This window comes from Novosphingobium sp., assembly GCF_032093395.1.
Classification (GTDB): domain Bacteria; phylum Pseudomonadota; class Alphaproteobacteria; order Sphingomonadales; family Sphingomonadaceae; genus Novosphingobium.
Map to the genome: position 1 here is coordinate 16,164 of NZ_DAMDBA010000060.1, position 16,064 is coordinate 32,227.

General features: G+C 65.5%; 12 protein-coding genes. 5 read left to right on the forward strand and 7 right to left on the reverse strand.

The window, feature by feature from the left end; translation table 11 throughout:
- Window positions 1-50: 50 nt before the first annotated feature.
- Window positions 51-2,279 carry a TonB-dependent receptor domain-containing protein gene (locus RT424_RS17585; RefSeq protein ID WP_313440871.1) on the reverse strand — a complete coding sequence of 743 codons (2,229 nt, stop codon included), beginning with the start codon at window positions 2,277-2,279 and terminating at the stop codon, window positions 51-53.
- A gap of 187 nt (window positions 2,280-2,466) precedes the next feature.
- Between RT424_RS17585 and RT424_RS17590 the strand changes: the two genes are divergently transcribed.
- Window positions 2,467-3,477, forward strand: a complete 1,011-nt coding sequence (locus RT424_RS17590; protein ID WP_313440873.1) for a 3',5'-cyclic-nucleotide phosphodiesterase — start codon at window positions 2,467-2,469, stop codon at window positions 3,475-3,477.
- Between the two features lie 13 nt (window positions 3,478-3,490).
- Here RT424_RS17590 and RT424_RS17595 read toward each other — a convergent pair whose 3' ends face one another.
- From RT424_RS17595 to RT424_RS17605, 3 genes are read right to left on the reverse strand one after another with little or no spacing between them, the layout of a single operon-like run.
- Entirely contained in the window at window positions 3,491-3,910 is a 420-nt protein-coding gene (locus tag RT424_RS17595; RefSeq protein WP_313440875.1) for a c-type cytochrome, read from the reverse strand.
- A gap of 17 nt (window positions 3,911-3,927) precedes the next feature.
- Window positions 3,928-4,608: an RES family NAD+ phosphorylase gene (locus tag RT424_RS17600; protein WP_313440877.1), complete on the reverse strand. Its 681-nt coding sequence runs from the start codon at window positions 4,606-4,608 to the stop codon at window positions 3,928-3,930.
- Window positions 4,602-5,012: an MbcA/ParS/Xre antitoxin family protein gene (locus RT424_RS17605; protein ID WP_313440879.1), complete on the reverse strand. Its 411-nt coding sequence runs from the start codon at window positions 5,010-5,012 to the stop codon at window positions 4,602-4,604. Before RT424_RS17605 ends, RT424_RS17600 begins: the two co-directional genes overlap by 7 nt.
- 236 nt (window positions 5,013-5,248) lie before the next feature.
- On the opposite strand from RT424_RS17605, the gene RT424_RS17610 reads away from it, so the two are divergent.
- The 3 genes from RT424_RS17610 to RT424_RS17620 are packed head-to-tail and all read left to right on the forward strand — an operon-like array spanning window position 5,249 to window position 11,472.
- Entirely contained in the window at window positions 5,249-8,041 is a 2,793-nt protein-coding gene (locus RT424_RS17610) for a TonB-dependent receptor (protein ID WP_313440881.1), read from the forward strand.
- Window positions 8,038-8,748: a DUF6250 domain-containing protein gene (locus tag RT424_RS17615; protein WP_313440883.1), complete on the forward strand. Its 711-nt coding sequence runs from the start codon at window positions 8,038-8,040 to the stop codon at window positions 8,746-8,748. The genes RT424_RS17610 and RT424_RS17615 overlap by 4 nt, the downstream gene beginning before the upstream one ends.
- A gap of 15 nt (window positions 8,749-8,763) precedes the next feature.
- The gene (locus RT424_RS17620; RefSeq protein WP_313440885.1) at window positions 8,764-11,472 is read left to right on the forward strand and encodes a Tat pathway signal sequence domain protein; all 2,709 of its coding nucleotides are present in this window, start codon (window positions 8,764-8,766) and stop codon (window positions 11,470-11,472) included.
- 19 nt (window positions 11,473-11,491) lie between these two features.
- Here RT424_RS17620 and RT424_RS17625 read toward each other — a convergent pair whose 3' ends face one another.
- The gene (locus RT424_RS17625) at window positions 11,492-13,114 is read right to left on the reverse strand and encodes a hypothetical protein (protein WP_313440887.1); all 1,623 of its coding nucleotides are present in this window, start codon (window positions 13,112-13,114) and stop codon (window positions 11,492-11,494) included.
- A gap of 29 nt (window positions 13,115-13,143) precedes the next feature.
- The gene (locus RT424_RS17630) at window positions 13,144-13,935 is read right to left on the reverse strand and encodes a sterol desaturase family protein (RefSeq protein ID WP_313440889.1); all 792 of its coding nucleotides are present in this window, start codon (window positions 13,933-13,935) and stop codon (window positions 13,144-13,146) included.
- A 254-nt stretch (window positions 13,936-14,189) separates the two neighbouring features.
- Between RT424_RS17630 and RT424_RS17635 the strand changes: the two genes are divergently transcribed.
- Entirely contained in the window at window positions 14,190-15,026 is an 837-nt protein-coding gene (locus tag RT424_RS17635) for a LytTR family DNA-binding domain-containing protein (protein ID WP_313440891.1), read from the forward strand.
- Here the strand turns inward: RT424_RS17635 and RT424_RS17640 are convergent.
- On the reverse strand, window positions 15,023-16,064 hold a 1,042-nt coding region (locus RT424_RS17640; protein ID WP_313440893.1), incomplete at its 5' end, for a family 1 glycosylhydrolase. The genes RT424_RS17635 and RT424_RS17640 overlap by 4 nt on opposite strands.

Here is a 16,064-nt window from a genome sequence, read left to right on the forward strand (position 1 = left end):
GCGGCGAAACGAAGCGGCGGCCCTCCTCCCGGAGAACCGCCGCCCGAAGATCAGAAGCGGAAGCCGACGCCCGCGCCGATCACGCGCGGATCGTTGACGAAGGCCGTCAGGTTGTTGAAATCGATCGCGCCGATCACGTTCGACTCGTTGGTGATGTTGCGGCCGAACACGAAGACGTCCACCGCGTCGGAGGGCGAACGCCAGCCGATGCGCGCGCCGCCTTCGAAGTTGGTGCCGACGTGGAATTCGGTGGCATAATAGAGGAACAGGTTGAAGTCCTTCTGCGCCACCCAGTCGGTCTGGGCGTAGAGCTTGCTGCCGCTCGCCATCTCGTACGTGTACGAGGCGTTGAAGTTGAACAGCCAGCGCGGGGCCTGCGGGAAGGGGTTCCCGTTGATCGAGGCAAGGCGGACACCATTGCCGGCTACCGGATCGCGCACCGTGCAGTTCGCGTTGGCAGAGCAATAGGCGACCTGGAGGCTCGGATCGTCGATCTTGGTGAAGTTGTAGGAAACGCCGCCGTTGAACTGAAGTCCGCGCACCGGGATGGCGGTGGCTTCGAACTCGACGCCGCGGCCCTTGCCTGCCTTCGCGTTGATCAACTGGTTGAAGTTGCCCAATCCGCCGACAGCGGTGAACTGCGGGTCCTTCAGATCGTAGATATAGCCGGTCAGATCGACGCGGAAGCGATTGTCCGGCGTCGCGGCCTTGATGCCAGCTTCATAGGACGTGATCGTTTCCGAATCCGCTGTCGTCAGGATGTTTGAAGTGGCGACGCGGCCCTGGATCGAGGGACCGCGATAGCCGTGGGCGATGCGGGCGAACAGGCTGACCTGCGGGCTGACTTTATAGAGCGCGCTGACATCCCAGCTCGGCTGCTCGTCACTGACCGAACGCGAATCCGCGAAAGGCGCGCCCAGCGTGCGGGCGGCGTCGAGGTCGCGCTTGTCCTGCGTCCAGCGCGCGCCACCGGTGAGGCGCAGGCTGTCGGTCACGTCGTAGTGGACCTGGCCGAAGACCGACCAGCTGTCGCTCTTCTGGCGCAGTTCGGAAATGATATAGGGATCAATGCCACGAGCGGGATCCCACGAGGCCGAGATTAGCTCGAACTTCTCACGCCAGTAGAACGCGCCGACCTGCCAGCCGAAGCGGGTGTCGCCGTTGCTGGCGAGGCGGACTTCGTAGGTCTGCTGGTCGAGATCGCTGGAGAGCGTGCCAGTTTCCGAATTGAACGGGATGAAGCCGCTGCCCGCCGTGGTGCCGAGCACGCCGCCGTCGATGTCGCCACGGCCCGAGCTGCTGCCCTGATAGGCGGAGACGATCGCGGTCAACGTCGCGCCGCCGAGGTCGTAATCGACATGCAGCGCTTCGGAGGTGGTGTCCTGCGCCTGCGGGTTGTTGCGGCCGCCGTCGTAATAGACCGTGTCGCGGTCGTAGCGGTCGTTGAGCTTGTTCGAGCCCTTGGTCAGCACGTTGGCGCGGTTGAGGGTGCCCGTGCCGCGATAGGAACGCGCCTGAAGGGTAAGCAGTACCGAGAGACGATCGTCCGGCTTCCAGAGGGCATGGATGCGGCCGGCGATGTCGTCGAAGCCGCCCAGATCCTTGCCGCGCTTGGTGAAGGAGGCGTCGTAGGCGTTGTTCACCCAGTCCTCGCGGTGGTTGGCAAGGCCGGCGACGCGGAGCGACAGCGTGTTGGAAACCGGGATGGTCGCACCCACTTCGGCGCGGATCGTGCCGAGTTCACCCACGGTGAACTGGGCCTGGCCCTCTGCCTGGTCGCCGGGGCGGCGGGTGTCCATCTTGACGACACCGGCGGGGGTGTTGCGGCCGAACAGGGTGCCCTGCGGGCCCTTGAGCACTTCCACGCTTTCGAGATCGAAGATCGGGAAGCCCTTGAGGTAGACGTTCTCCAGCACCACGTCGTCGAGCACGACCGAGACCGGCTGCGAGGCGTTGAAGTCGAAGTCCACGTTGCCGAGGCCGCGAATGTAGAGGCGCGGTGCGTAGCGGCCGTTGGAGCTTTCAACGTAAAGGCTGGGGGTGCGGCCGGCCAGCGAGAGAATGTCGGCGCCGCCTTCGGCAATGGCGCTGATCTTGTCGCCGCTGAGCACCGAGACGGCGATCGGCACGTCGCGGATGTTCTCGGGACGACGCTGTGCGGTGACGACGATGTCGGCGGAAGCGTCCAGGGCGTCCGTACCGGCATCCTGGGCCAGGGCAGGCGTGGCGCCGGCCAGAAGCGCCGGCACGCTGGCCAGCCAATAGGTCTTCATCTTCATCGTTGCACCCCTTGCGCGCTGCCGGTGCATGAGAAACCGCCCTGCCCGTTATTGGGCAGGACGGCGATCAGCGTCGCACCGGTGTCCTTCGAATGGGGCGCCCTTAGCGACGGTTTGTGACATTTCCGATAAATTTCTTTCACCGTTCCACAAGAAATCGTAATCGACACGCGTGCTTACTGAAATCATGACATTTTTACGACACTTCGGCGCCGTGGCCGTGGCCATGACCGCGACAGGTCTTTCCTTGTCCGAGGCAGCCGCGGCGGCACCGCGCTCGACCGCCCATAGCGCCGCCTTCGACATCGTGCCTCTGGGCGTGGAGGGCGGCGTGGTCGAGGGTTCGACGTCGGCCTGGTTCATCGCGCGACATGGCCAACAGCGCGGTCTGGCCTGCGATGCCGGCACGCTGGTTCCCGGCATTCGCGCGGCGATCGCCAAGGGAGGCTTTCCGAAAGAAACGCGTCCCTCCGAGGTATTGCACCAAGGCATCGGCGCCTACCTCATCACCCACCCCCATCTAGACCATGTCGCGGGGCTGGTGATGGTGTCGCCGGACGACCGGTCCAAGCCGATATTCGCGCTGCCAGAAGTCAACTCGGCACTGGCGGCCGACTACTTCAACTGGAGCGCCTGGCCCAACATGGGCGATCGCGGCAAGCCGTCACTACTGGCGCGCTATCGATACCGCGATCTTGCGCCCGGCGCGGATGCCGTTCCTGTCGAGGATACGGGCCTGTCCGTCACGGCCTTTCCGCTCTCTCACGGCGGCACGCTGTCCACTGCGTTCCTGGTGCGCGCCGGGGAGGATGCCATGCTCTGCATGGGGGATACCGGTCCGGACGCCGTCGAGCATTCGACGCGGCTCGACGGCCTCTGGCGGTCTGTGGCGCCGCTGGTACGGGCAGGCCGCCTGCGGGCGATCATCGTCGAGACATCCTATCCCGACCCGCGCAGGGACGAGGATCTGTTCGGCCACCTGACGCCGCGCTGGCTTCACCGGGAACTGGGCCGACTGGCCGAGCTGGCAGGCGGGCCCGGCAGGATGAGGAACCTGCCGGTGGTGATCGGGCACATCAAGCCCTCGGTCGACGGCGGACCGGAAACGGTTGCCACGATCGCGCGCCAGTTGTCGGAAGGCGAAGGCCCGCCGGTCCGCTACGTCATTGCCGAACAGGGCCTGCGGCTGGTGTTCTGACGCGCGGGCATGGTCATTTCTGCTCCCTCAGATACGCGATGATGTCCGCGCGGGTGAGCGGATCGGGAACGCCCTGGAATTGCATGGTCGTGCCGGGCACGAGCCGGGCGGGATCGGCGATCCAGGCATCCAGCGTCGCCGCGTCCCACTTGCCCGCAGCGGCAGTCAGCGCCGCCGTATAGCCGAAGCGGGAACTGTTGGTGGCGAAAGGTTTGTCGAACACGCCATAGAGATTGGGCCCGCCGCGATCGGACGCGCCCTGGATCACGCTGTGGCATGCGGCGCATTGCCTGAACTTGCGAGCCCCCACATCCGCGTCCGCCACCTTCATGAGCGCGGCCAGCGAGGGATCGGGACCGGCGGCACGCAGCCGTTCCTCGCGGCGATCGTCGCCGCAGCCCGAAAGCACGGCTGCGAGAACGGGGAGAACCATCAGTCTTGCCCTGAAAGTCATAACGCCAGCTCGTATTCCTGGCGCGTATTCAGGTTGTGAACCCGATCCACGCGGCGTCCGTCCCAGTGCATCTTGTAATGATCGCCCTGGACCGGAATGGAAACGGCGTCCGGCCAGAACAGGGCCGCGCACCGGCCACCCGGCGAACGGACGGAGTTATAGAGAATCCCGTCCGCTCCCCTGGCGCGTTGCTCGGCACCGCGTTGCTGGGGGTATGTCCAGCTATCCGGATCGTGCGCCTGCACGTCTCCGGTCAGGTCCACCAGTTCGCGATCGAGCGCACCCACCAGCATGCGGAACTGGGAGTGCCAGCCGGGATCGGTAGACGATGCCGCCATGGCCCTGCCGTGGTGAAACGCAACCTCGCGTATCGCCACTTCCTCTTCGTTGCCCACGCTGTAGACGCCGTAAGTCCCGTTGCTGAAGCGGCCCGGACGATCGGTACTGCAATGCACGAACGGCGCCATGACCAGCGACGCGCCCGTACCCGAAACGCGGCGTTCCACCGGCACCAGGTCCAGCCGCCCGATATGTTCGCGAACGCGGGGGTTGGTCTTGGATTCCAGCGAGACGAGCGCCTCCCAGTCGCGCGGATCGGCGATATCCTCGAACAGGTCTATGGGCGGGAAGATCGAACGGATCAGGCGAAAGGCGCGCCGCCAACGCACTCTCACCATCCACCGCGCTCGGCGTCGAGATAGCGGCGAATGCGCTCGAGCGCGAAGATGCTTCCGCCCTTCATCACATCCAGCGGCGACGATCCGCCGAAGATCGCGTTCGGCTGCTTGATCCACGCATAGCCAAGCTCGCGGTCGGAAAAGAGGTAGCGCAAGCCCTTGTGAATGCCCAGGAGCAGCGAGATCCTGGTCGCCAGATCCCGATCCACCTTGGCGATGCTGCCGTTCTTCCACCGTGTCCAGGTGCTGCGGCTGATGCCGCCCAAAAGCTCACAAGCCGCTTCGTCGCCCAGTTGCCAACGTTCGAACAGATTGACGATCGCGCGTGCACCGGCGGCGGCCTCCGCCGCAGTGATCGACGGGACGGCCGGTTCGGCCGGCGTTTGAGGAACCTGTACGAGCATGCAATTCTCCAATTGACGCAATATGTGAATTTATGCGCCGTTTGGCAAGATGCCCTCGCCTGCACCGGCTTAAAGATCGACGCCCGACCGCCCCTTCCTGCGGCGGATTACGTGACTTTTCGAGGGCCGCAGGCAGCAAGCTTTTGCACCGATTAGAAAAACTTTATTGTCAACTAAATTAGTGGAGATTAGCCCGGCGGCCTTCGATTAGTCCGACAAAAAAGGGGCATTTCGCCATGTATCGGCTCACCGGCGCCTTGGCGCTTCTCCTCACCAGCACTTCGGTAATCGCGCAGGAGGCGGTACAGCAGCCCCGTTCCGGACCGGCGGAATCGCAAGATCCCGCCACTGAACGCTCCGACATAATCGTAACCGGCATCCGCAGGAGCCTGGCTGACTCGCTCGCCGCCAAGCGGGATTCCGCCCAGGTCTTGGATGCCATCTCGGCCGAGGACGTAGGCAAGTTCCCGGATAAGAACATCGGCGAAGCGCTCCAGCGCGTGACCGGCGTGCAGATCACCCGCAGCGGCGGCGAGGGGCAGGCGATCACCATCCGCGGCGCCGATGCCTCGCTCAATCGCGTGGAGATCAACGGCCAGTCGGCGCTCTCCACCTCCATCGCGGCGGCGGCCGGCAACGGCAGCAATCGCGCCGTCGACTTTCGCGACCTTCCCGCCGAATTCGTCTCGCGCCTCGAAGTGCTGAAGTCCGCCACGCCCGACATGACCGAGGGCGGCCTTGGCGGCACGGTGCGCATCATCACCCGCCGACCCTTCGATGCCAAGGACGGTTATCTCGCCGGCTCCGCGCAAGGCATCTACAACGAGCTGGCAGACAAGGTGGACCCGAAGTTCGCGGTGATCGGCTCCAAGCTCTTCGCGCATGACACCATCGGCGTGCTGGTTTCGGGTACTTACGAGAACCGCACGATACGCTACGATCAGGCTCGCACCACCGGCTGGCGGCAGGTCGAAACCCGGCAGCCCGCCACCCCCGCCGCCCAGAACTGCCTGTCCGGCCGCAACCAGGCCCGCTGCGTAGACCTCGACGGCAGCGGCTTCGGCGACTTCTATCCCGACATTCCGCGCTACATCACCGCCACCGAGCCGACCAAGCGCTATGCCGTGAACGGCATTCTGGAATGGCGCCCCAACGACGATTTCCGCGCCTATGTCGAAGGTACTTATACCCGTAGCGACACCATCTCCGACAATCAGTACCTTCAGCTCAGCACCACGCAATCCGTGGCGAACGGCGGCATCGATCCCACCGGCGTCGTCATTCGCGACGAGACGGCGCAGACAGTCACCTTCGTCAACGGGTCCAATCCGGGATCCGGGCCGAGCGTCAATTACCGCAGCGTGATCGGCAGCCTCAACCGCCGCACCTTCAACGGTATCCTCGGCGGCGAATGGACCACCGGACAATTCAAGTTCTCCGCACGCGGCACATATGCCGCCTCGCGCGTGCTGAACGACGAAGTGGACGTCACCGCCTCGGTATCCGGCAAGGATGCCCTGCCGTGGATCACGATCGACTACAACAATCCGCAGAACGCCCCGAACATCATCCTGCCGATCGACACCACGACCACGCAGGGCATCAACACGCTTTCGGTGGAGGCCCGCCCCCGCCTCAACAAGCAACGCGAGACCGGCGCCAAGTTCGACGCCGAATTCCGGCCGGACGAGCGCGGTTTGCTGACATCGCTGAAGAGCGGCATCGAACTGAACCAGCTCGTCTCCAGCAGCCGCTTCCAGAACGCGGTCTACACGCTCAACGGCATCACCGGCCAGACGACGCTGACCCGCTCCGGCGTGACCGGCACCCAGGTGCTGGGCACCACCACCCCGGCGGCGCAACTGGCGAACATCCGGGATCTGCTGAACACTTACGGCGGCATGGGAGACGGCAGCTTCTTCAAGACCGGCGACCTGGGCTTTTCCGGCATCGACCGCTGGTGGAACCTGGGCGACGATCTGGCCAATGCCGTCGGCGTGCCCGATCCCTATACCAGCATCTCGCCGCTCGATACCTACAAGGTCACCGAGAAGACGATCGCCGGCTACTTCCAGGGCGCGTTCAACCTGGACCTCGGGTTCGATCTTTCCGGTGTGGTCGGCGCGCGTCTGGTGCACACGCGCACCGTCTCCAGCGGCAGCCAGAGCACCGACGGCATCATTACCCCGGCGCGCTACACGGGCGAATATACGGTGCTGCTGCCCTCGCTGAACCTGCGCGCCGAAGTGATCCCGCGCAAGCTGGTGGTGCGCGCCACCGCCTCGGACGTGCTGGCGCGCCCGGCACCCTCGCAAATGGCACCGAACGTGCGGCTGGACTCGGTGGCGCTCACCGGATCGCGCGGCAATCCCGGCCTCAAGCCCTATCGCGCCTGGCAGTACGATCTCGGTTTCGAATACTATCTCTCGCGGACCAATTACGTATCGGTCACGGCGTTCCGCAAGGACATCAAGTCGTTCATCGACACGCAGAGCCAGGAAGAAGAGATCGACGGGCAGGTCTATACGATCAGGCTGCCGGTCAACGGCACCCAGCATGTGACCATTCAGGGCGTGGAGGCCGGTGTGCAACTGGGGCTGGACTTCCTGCCCGGCCCGCTGAGCAACCTGGGCGTCACCGCCAACTACACCTTCAACAGCGACAGCGGCTATGAAGGCAAGGACTACTTCACCGGCACCTCGCTGCCCTTCCCCGGCGTATCGCGCAACAGCTATAACGCCTCGGTGTTCTACGACGACGGCCGCTTCGCCATTCGCGGATCGTACAACTGGCGCAGCCGCTACCTGATCAACGCGGTGGATCGCGGCAACAACCCCTCGTTCGGCGAGTCCTTCGGCCAGTTCGATGCTTCCGCCAGCTACGTGATCAATCCCCATGTCTCGGTGTTCCTGGAAGGCGTGAACCTCACGGATTCCACCCGCATCGAAAACGCCAACAGCGTCTATCGCCGCAACGTGATCGAGACTTACGGCCGCCGTCTTTACTTCGGCGTCCGGGCCAAGCTGTGAGCACGCCGGAGTTCTCTCGCCGGGCAGCGGTCGCGGGGCTGGCGGGAGCATGTCTCCTGCCGGCCCCGGCCTTCGCTCGCGGCGGGGCGCGGCTCTTCGCGGACGATTTCCGCCACGGCCTGGACCGATGGCGGATCGAGGCGGAAGCGCCGGCGCAGGTCGCGGCACGCGGCGGCGTGCTCGACCTGGAGGCGCCGGCCGGGCTCACGCTGTGGTTCCTGCCGCTGCTCGAAGGCCGGGTCGCCATCGAATACGAGGCCCAGGCCGTCTCCGCCGGAGGACCGCATGACCGTGTGAGCGACCTCAACTGCTTCTGGATGGCACGGGATCCCGCCGCAACCACCGGAGATGCGCTCGCTCGCACCCGCTCGGGCAAGTTCGAGGACTACGACGATCTCGAGACGTACTATGTCGGCCTGGGCGGCAACGGCAACGCGACGACCCGGTTCCGCCGCTATGTCGGCAAGCGCGGCGTAAGGCCCCTGCTGCCGGAAAACGACCGGCGCGGAACCGAGGACATGCTCGTGCCCAATCGCTGGCAGCACATCCGCCTCACCGCCGATGGCGGCCGGATCGGCTTCTTCCGCGACGGCAGGCAGCTTTTCGCCTTCGACGATACCCGCCCGCTGACGAAAGGCCATTTCGCCTTGCGCACCACCGCCAGCCACTTGCGGCTGCGCCGGTTCACCGTGTCCCGCCTCGCTTGAACTTTCGGAGTTTCCATGTCCTGCTCACGTCGCACCCTGCTGCGCGCCGGTCTTCTCGGCGGCGCGGCGCTTTCCCTGCCCGGCCGTGCCCTGGCCGCGAGACCGCCCGCCGTCGAGGCGGACCTGCATTGGCTGGACGGCACGGCGCCGGGCTGGGACGGCGGACAGAGCTTCGGCGTGCCCTGGCCCCGCGGCACAGTGCGCCACGTCGATCGGCTCTGCGCGCAAGCACACCAAGGCGCGACGCTGCCGGTGCAGAGCTGGCCCCTGGCCTACTGGCCGGACGGCTCGATCAAATGGAGCGGCCACGCGCTTCCCAGTGAAACGGGGCCCAGTGAAACGAAGACCGGCAGCGTAACGATCGCCACCGGCCGTCCCGCCGTGCCGGTAGAGAAAGTCACCGTCGAAACCCGCGCCGACGCGATCGAGGTGACAGTCGGCCCGACGCGCTGGCGTGTACCGCGTCAAGGTAGTGCCGTCATCGCCTCCGCCGAACGCGACGGCCGCGTGCTGCTGCGCGAGGTCCAGCTTCTGGCCCGCACGCAGGACGCCGCTTCGGGGGAAGAGGCGGATACTTTCTCGCAGCGTCATTACACCAGCCGCGTGGACAAGGTGACGGCGGAGCAGTCCGGCCCGATCCGCGCCGTGCTCAAAGTTGAGGGTGTCCATGCCGGCGAGGGGCGCGCCTGGCTGCCTTTCAGCCTGCGGCTCTATTTCACCAGCGGCAGCGCGGCGGTGCGCATCGTGCACAGCTTCGTCTGGGACGGCAACGCCGACCGCGACTTCCTTTCGGGACTGGGCGTGCAGGCGCGCGTGCCGATGCGCGGGGCGCTGCACGACCGCCACGTCCGCCTCTCCACCGAAACGGGGCTTTTCGCCGAAGCGGTGCGCCCGCTGACCGGCCTGCGCCGCGATCCCGGCGAGGACTTTCGCCAGGCCCAGATAGAGGGTCGCGCTACTCCGGATACGGCCACCCTGCCCAGGAAATTTGCGGACTTGCTCGACAGCATCCCTGCCTGGGGAGACTTTCGCCTGTTCCAGGGCTCGTCCGAGGGCTTCGTGCTGACCAAGCGCACCCGCAAGGGCCGTGCACCGATCCAGTCGCTCGAAGGGCATCGGGCGCGGGGCCTGGCCTATGTCGGCTCGCCGCAGGGCGGAGCGGCGATCGGCATGGCGGATTTCTGGAAACGCCACCCGGTCCAGCTCGACATCGCCGAAGCGACGGGCGACGAAGCGGCGCTGACGGCCTGGCTCTGGGCCCCCGATGCCCCCGCCATGGACATGCGCTCCTACCGCGACGTGCTTGGCATGACCGATTATGTCGCGCAAAATCGCGGACTGGACGTGACTTACGAGGACTATGAACCGGGCTGGGATTCCGCAAAGGGGATTGCCCGGACCAACGAGCTGTGGCTCTGGGCGCTACCCGCCACGCCAGACCGCGCGACGCTGGATGCCTATGCCGCCCATGTCGCCCGTCCGGCCCGGCTTCAGGCAACCCCCGCCACGATCCGCACCGCCGGGGTGTTCGGGGACTGGGCGCTTCCCGCCGCCACCGGGCCAGCAGCGCTCGCAGTGGAACGCCGGAACGACCTGCTGCTAGGCCATTATCAGGGCGAGATCGAACGGCGACACTGGTACGGCTTCTGGAACCACGGCGACGTCATGCACAGCTACGATGCCGACCGGCACCAGTGGCGTTACGACATCGGCGGCTATGCCTGGGACAACAGCGAACTCTCGACCGACCTCTGGCTCTGGTACAGCTACTTGCGCACCGGCCGCGCCGATCTGTTCCGCATGGCGGAGGCGATGACGCGCCATACCGGCGAGGTCGACGTCTACCATGCCGGCCCCTGGGCCGGGCTCGGCACCCGCCACGGCGTCCAGCACTGGAGCGACAGTTCGAAGCAGCCGCGCGTCTCCAATGCCGCCTATCGCCGGATCTACTACTACCTCACCGGCGACGAACGCGTGGGTGACCTGATGCGCGCCCTCGTCCATTCCGATCGCGCGCTCCAGACCGTGGACATCGGCCGCAAGGTGGCGGATCGCGCGCCGGAATCGCTCCCACCCGGCGGAATCGCCGCGGTGACGAAACCGCAGGGTCTGCCGGAAGGCGTGATCCAGCTTCAGTTCGGCACCAGCTGGGGCAGCCTGGTCGCCGCCTGGTTCACCGAATGGGAGCGCACGGGCGAGCGCCGCTGGCGCGACCGCATCGTCGCCGGAATGAACAGCATCGCCGCCCTGCCGCGCCAGTGGTGGGCGGGCGGTGCCAACTTCGATCTCGCCAGCGGCCGCTTCGTCTCGGGGGGCGACCAGATCAGCGTCAGCCATCTCAACGCGGTGTTCGGCGTGGTGGAGATCATGGCAGAAGTGCTCCCCCTGGTGGACGTTCCCCATTATCGCGCCGCCTGGCTCGATTACTGCGCCTGGTACAATGCACCTGCGCAGGACTGGGAGCAGCGCTTCGGCGAACCGCCGCGCGGACACAGCCTGCGCCAGGCCCATTCGCGCCTGACGGCCTATGCCGCACACGCACGCCGCGATCCGGTTCTTGCAAAGCGCGCCTGGGCCGAATTCCGGGGCGGAGATCTGCCGGACGATCTCGTCACGAGGGAACTGGGCGGAGGAAACGTCGAGATACCCGGCCTATCCACCAACAGCGCCGCGCAATGGGGCCTTGCGGCCATCCAGAACCTGGCCCTGCTCCCCCCGCCATGATGCGGGCGGTGTCCGTCGTTCAGGGAAGAAGCCCTGCCACCTCCAGGCGTCTGCCGTCATAGGCGGCATAGCCGGCGCTCAGAGGCTTGCCTTCGGCATCGGGCGTGAAGACGATGGCGGAGGGGCGCTCTCCGGCAAGCGGCCCGAAGGTCACTTTCAGCTTCATCTCGCCCGGCTTCGGCCCCGCAAGCCGGACATCGGCCTCGTAAGTGGAAAGGCCGCCCATCTCGATCCGGGTGCTCTCCCGCCCATCGTAACGGTTTATCCCGTCGTCGCTGAAGGCAACGTAGGTCTTCGTGATGAGCGGACCGGCGCGGCTGTAGTCGATGTGCCCCGAAACGCGGCCGTAGACTTTCACTTCGGTAGCCTTCGACTGTTCCGCCAGGCGAGGCACGATCGCCATGTTCGACGCATCGCCGGTCTTGATCACGGGGGTCGGGCGGGCCTTCACCAAGGGTCCGGGCCGATAGTCCGGTAACTGCACGATGCGGATGCGCTTTTCGGCGCTGCCCCTGCGGTTCTCTACCCACATCGCCTTCCGGCTGCCGGGATGCCAGGAAATCGGCGAATTGAAGACCCAGCCGTCTTCCGTCCCGAGGTTGGTGCCCAGATAGCCGTCCTGCTGCTGCGAGGCGGTGATGTCGATCAGCGCCGGACCGACATTGCCTTCGCGCACGGTGCGCACGCCGGTCACCGCGTAAGTATAGGCGAACATGCTTAGCCCCATGTTGAGGCTGGCCGGATAAGGCCGGGGCAACAGTCCGAGCACGGCGGGATCGGTCTGCGGCGAGAACCGCGTGGTCATCGTCACGCCGAGGCGTTCGTCCGGCGAGAAGATCGTCGTCTCGGTATATCCCGGTGTGTCGGTAACCGCCCGCACCGCGCCGGTGGCTAGATCCTGCGTGACCGAGTCCGGCAGGTCGCGGCTGACGGCTCCCACCAGCGACAAGGCCGTTCCGCCATGCACGAACTGTTTCACCTCCCCGCCCCGCACCGGCAGCGGGATTACGCCGTCCGCATGCCTGGGATCCTTCGCGAAAGGCTCCAGGTTGCTGGCGACGCGCGGAGCGACGATCCGATACCCGTCCGCCTCGCGGCGCAATTCGCCCGTGAACAACGCGGCGGAGAAGTTCGAGAATAGCGTCGTCCAAGCCACATGCCGGTTGTCCGGAGCGATGACCATTTCCGACCAGCGATGCGCGATGTGTTCGCCGCCCGCGACTTCCGGCGGATAGGCAACCGGGATCAGCTTTGCGCTTCCGCATGTTTCCAGCGCAGCCTCGCACTCAAGCACGAAGTCGCCCAGAAACACCCGGCGATCGTCCGCGAACACCATGTAGCGGATGCCGTTGTCCTTGGGGCGGTCGGGGATGCGGCCCGCGAACAGGGGCCGCAGATCGCTACCGTCGTCTTTCATCGTGACCAGAACGAGATCGCGGGGATCGCCGTCGCTGCTGGACTGGTAGGCGACCAGCACCCTGCCCGAAGGCGTATAGGTTGCGGATGCGAGCTGCTCTCCCTTCGCGAACGGCAGCGTGGCAACTTCCACCCGGCCGACCGAAAGCGCCGGAGCGGCCAAGGCGCCACCGGCAAGAAGCGACGCGCCGCCGACGAGGAGCACCTTCGCGGCAAGAATGTTCATGGTCTTCTCCAAGGCAAGGTTCTCTTCGATCATTCCGGGGCGACGGTGGCCGCCAATCCCGGCTGGACCTTGCGGCCACCGGAGGCCCGATCCTTGATGGCCTCGAAGTCGGCTTCGTACTTCTTGCGCATCGTGCCGCAGAGACGATCCCAGATCGTGGTGTAACCGCCGTAATTCCCGTTGAAATAGCGATGGTGCTGATCGTGGAAGGTCGCGGTGATGAACCACTTGGTCGCCCAGCTCCGGTTCCACCAGCGCGGCAGGAACTCGTAGCCGGTGTGGACGTAAAGGCCCATGATGATGCTCGTCGGCGCCAGCAGCACCATGGTGGCATCGTGGATCGTGAAGATCGTCACGAACAGGGGAACGAAGCCGCCGTTGATCAGCGACTCCAGCGGACTGACCGAAAGCGTGGTCAGCATGTTGGGCGAGGTGGAACGATGGTGGATCTTGTGGACCCAGGTATAGAAGGGCTCCTTGTGCATCCAGCGATGGAGCCAATAGAAGTAAGTGTCGAAGAGGAAGAAATAGAGCGCATATTCAAGCGCGATCACCCACCATGCCACCGGCCCGGTGTGAAAGGCGATGTAGCCGTGAGACTGAAGCCAGCCGTTCAGCGGCCCCAGCAGGAACGCGGTAACCGTCAAGTTGAAGACCGCGAAGAGGATCTCGTTCCTGAAGATCGTCCACTTGAAGCCGCGCGGCTGGATCTTGCGGGCCTTGAAGAAACCGGTGGCGATGCCCGCCCCGATCCCGGCCGCCACGAAGCCCATCAGCCACAAGTCCAGGGCGCGCTCGCCGCTCAGGATGCTTTCGAACATAATCGCTCCTCAGCTCAGCGCGAGCACGAAAGCGATTGCGTAGACGAACACGACGAGCGTGCCCGAATAGAGAACAGGTCGATTGACGGCCATCGGATGCTCCTCGAACGCCGACTGCCGGCGCGGCAACGAGCAATGTCAAGCCGCGGTTCGCTGGCAACCGCCATTACGTTACTTGGCCTTGCCTCTTGCCAATGCCTCGGTTTTGCGTCCTTTTGCCGGTTCACGGTTCGTGAACGGGAAAGGAAGACAGCGTGAACTGGGCGCGGAGAGGCTTGCTCGAACTGTGGGCGATGGTGATGCTGGCCGCCGTCGTGGGATTTCTTGGGCCGTTCGGTACTTACCTCGAAGCCGATTTCCCGTCGCGGGTTTGGAACTGGTTCGCTCACCTGATGGGCGCCTACGTTCTGGTGAGGCCCACCATATGGTTCCTTGCGGTGCTGTCCGACGCGACGGCCATACCCCGCGGCGCCCTCATCTGCTGGGGGGTACTGCTAGCCAGCTTCCCGCTTGCACTGGTGTGGGAATGGGGGGCGAGCCTGTTCTTCCAGGCGCTTGGCGGATTTGCGGGGATTCTCCCATTCGCCATTCTCAGCGCGGTGGCCATTCTTGCCGTGGTGGTCGCTGCCAAGCGGATCGATGGAGAACTGGACCACCGGAAACAGGCCCCGGTTCAGCCGACCGTATCGGAAGATCGCGATGTTTCTCCCACGCCCGAAATCGGCAGCCCGCCTCCGGTCCCGGCAACGGAGGAAGGTGAAGAGGCACGGCCCAGGCTGCTCGCGCGCCTGGGACCAGCCTTCGAAGGTCCGATCCTCGCGCTGCAAAGCGAGGACCACTACGTCCGCGTCCACGGGGTGCGCGGCAGCGAACTGCTGCTGATGCGACTGCGCGATGCCATCCCGGAAATGGCCGACTGCCCCGGATACCAGGTTCACCGGGGGTGGTGGGTCGCAGAAAGCGCGGTCGCCGGCACCGAAACGAATGGCCGCAACCGGACCATCGTCCTGATCAACGGAGAGAAAGTACCCGTCGCCCGCGATTCCGTCGCCGCCCTGGAGCGGGCGGGTTTCCTACCCACCGCCCGCTAGAGCGAATTGCGGCGCGCAATCGCGCCGAGGACGTTCGCGCTTGGCTTGGGCGTCCGCGCGAAGGTCTTGCGGTCGACGCTACACAGGCCGAAGCGGGGCTTGTAGCCGAAGATCCATTCGTAGTTGTCCAGCAGCGACCAGTGCATATAGCCGAGCACCGGCACACCTTCGTCCATCGCCTGCTTCAGCCCTTCCAGCGCGGCCGGGATGAAGCGCGCGCGCAGGGTATCGTCGTCGGTGCCGACGCCGTGTTCGGAGACCAGCACCGGAACCTTCGTCACCCCGTGGACATAGCGTACCGCACCGGCCAGCGACGGCGCCCAGACTTCGGTGCCGGACCAGTTGCGATCGCTCCCTTCGGGCGCGGGCAGACGGCCCTTGTCGTTCCAGACGGCGCGTTCGTAGTTCTGCACGCCGATAAAGTCGTCTCCCTTGGCGATCTCCAGCCAATCTCCATAGAGTTCGGCGCGCACCTTGTCGCGCATCGAGCCTTTGCCAGAAGCCTGGTCGTCCAGCACCGAAAGGGTGAAGCCCACCGGCAGATCGGAGCGCACCGCCTTGATCGCGGCGCGGGCCTCCTTGTGCCCCGCCATCTGCCCTTTGACGATGACGTCCACGTCCTCCTTTCCGGCTACATTGGCGCAGAGGAAGCGCTCCACGCCCAGCCGCTTGGTGGCGGCGGCCAGAGTCTGGCGCTGCATGTCCCAGACCGGCGGCGGCAGGATGTTCTTGAGGATGAGCAGGATGTTCGGCTCGTTCAGCGTCATGGCCATGGCGATGTCCGCGCCGATGGCACGGGCCACCTTGTCGCAATAGCGGCCGAATAGCCGAGCGGATTCCGGGTTGCTCCAGCCGCCCTGCGCGCTGAACCAGCGCGGTGCGGTGAAGTGGTTGAAGGTGACCAGCGGCGCAAGGCCGCGCGCGTGGCAGCCCTCGACGATGCGCTTGTAATGATCGAGCATGGCCTGAGAGAACAGGCCCTTCTCCGGCTCGATCCGCGCCCACTCCACGCCGAAGCGATAGGACGTGAGCCCCAGC

Coding starts and splice junctions, on each gene's coding strand:
- RT424_RS17625 (WP_313440887.1), bottom strand. CDS start 13,114: ATGAACATTCTTGCCGCGAAGGTGCTCCTCGTCGGCGGCGCGTCGCTT.
- RT424_RS17590 (WP_313440873.1), top strand. CDS start 2,467: ATGACATTTTTACGACACTTCGGCGCCGTGGCCGTGGCCATGACCGCG.
- RT424_RS17600 (WP_313440877.1), bottom strand. CDS start 4,608: ATGGTGAGAGTGCGTTGGCGGCGCGCCTTTCGCCTGATCCGTTCGATC.
- RT424_RS17630 (WP_313440889.1), bottom strand. CDS start 13,935: ATGTTCGAAAGCATCCTGAGCGGCGAGCGCGCCCTGGACTTGTGGCTG.
- RT424_RS17610 (WP_313440881.1), top strand. CDS start 5,249: ATGTATCGGCTCACCGGCGCCTTGGCGCTTCTCCTCACCAGCACTTCG.
- RT424_RS17595 (WP_313440875.1), bottom strand. CDS start 3,910: ATGGTTCTCCCCGTTCTCGCAGCCGTGCTTTCGGGCTGCGGCGACGAT.
- RT424_RS17585 (WP_313440871.1), bottom strand. CDS start 2,279: ATGAAGATGAAGACCTATTGGCTGGCCAGCGTGCCGGCGCTTCTGGCC.
- RT424_RS17605 (WP_313440879.1), bottom strand. CDS start 5,012: ATGCTCGTACAGGTTCCTCAAACGCCGGCCGAACCGGCCGTCCCGTCG.
- RT424_RS17620 (WP_313440885.1), top strand. CDS start 8,764: ATGTCCTGCTCACGTCGCACCCTGCTGCGCGCCGGTCTTCTCGGCGGC.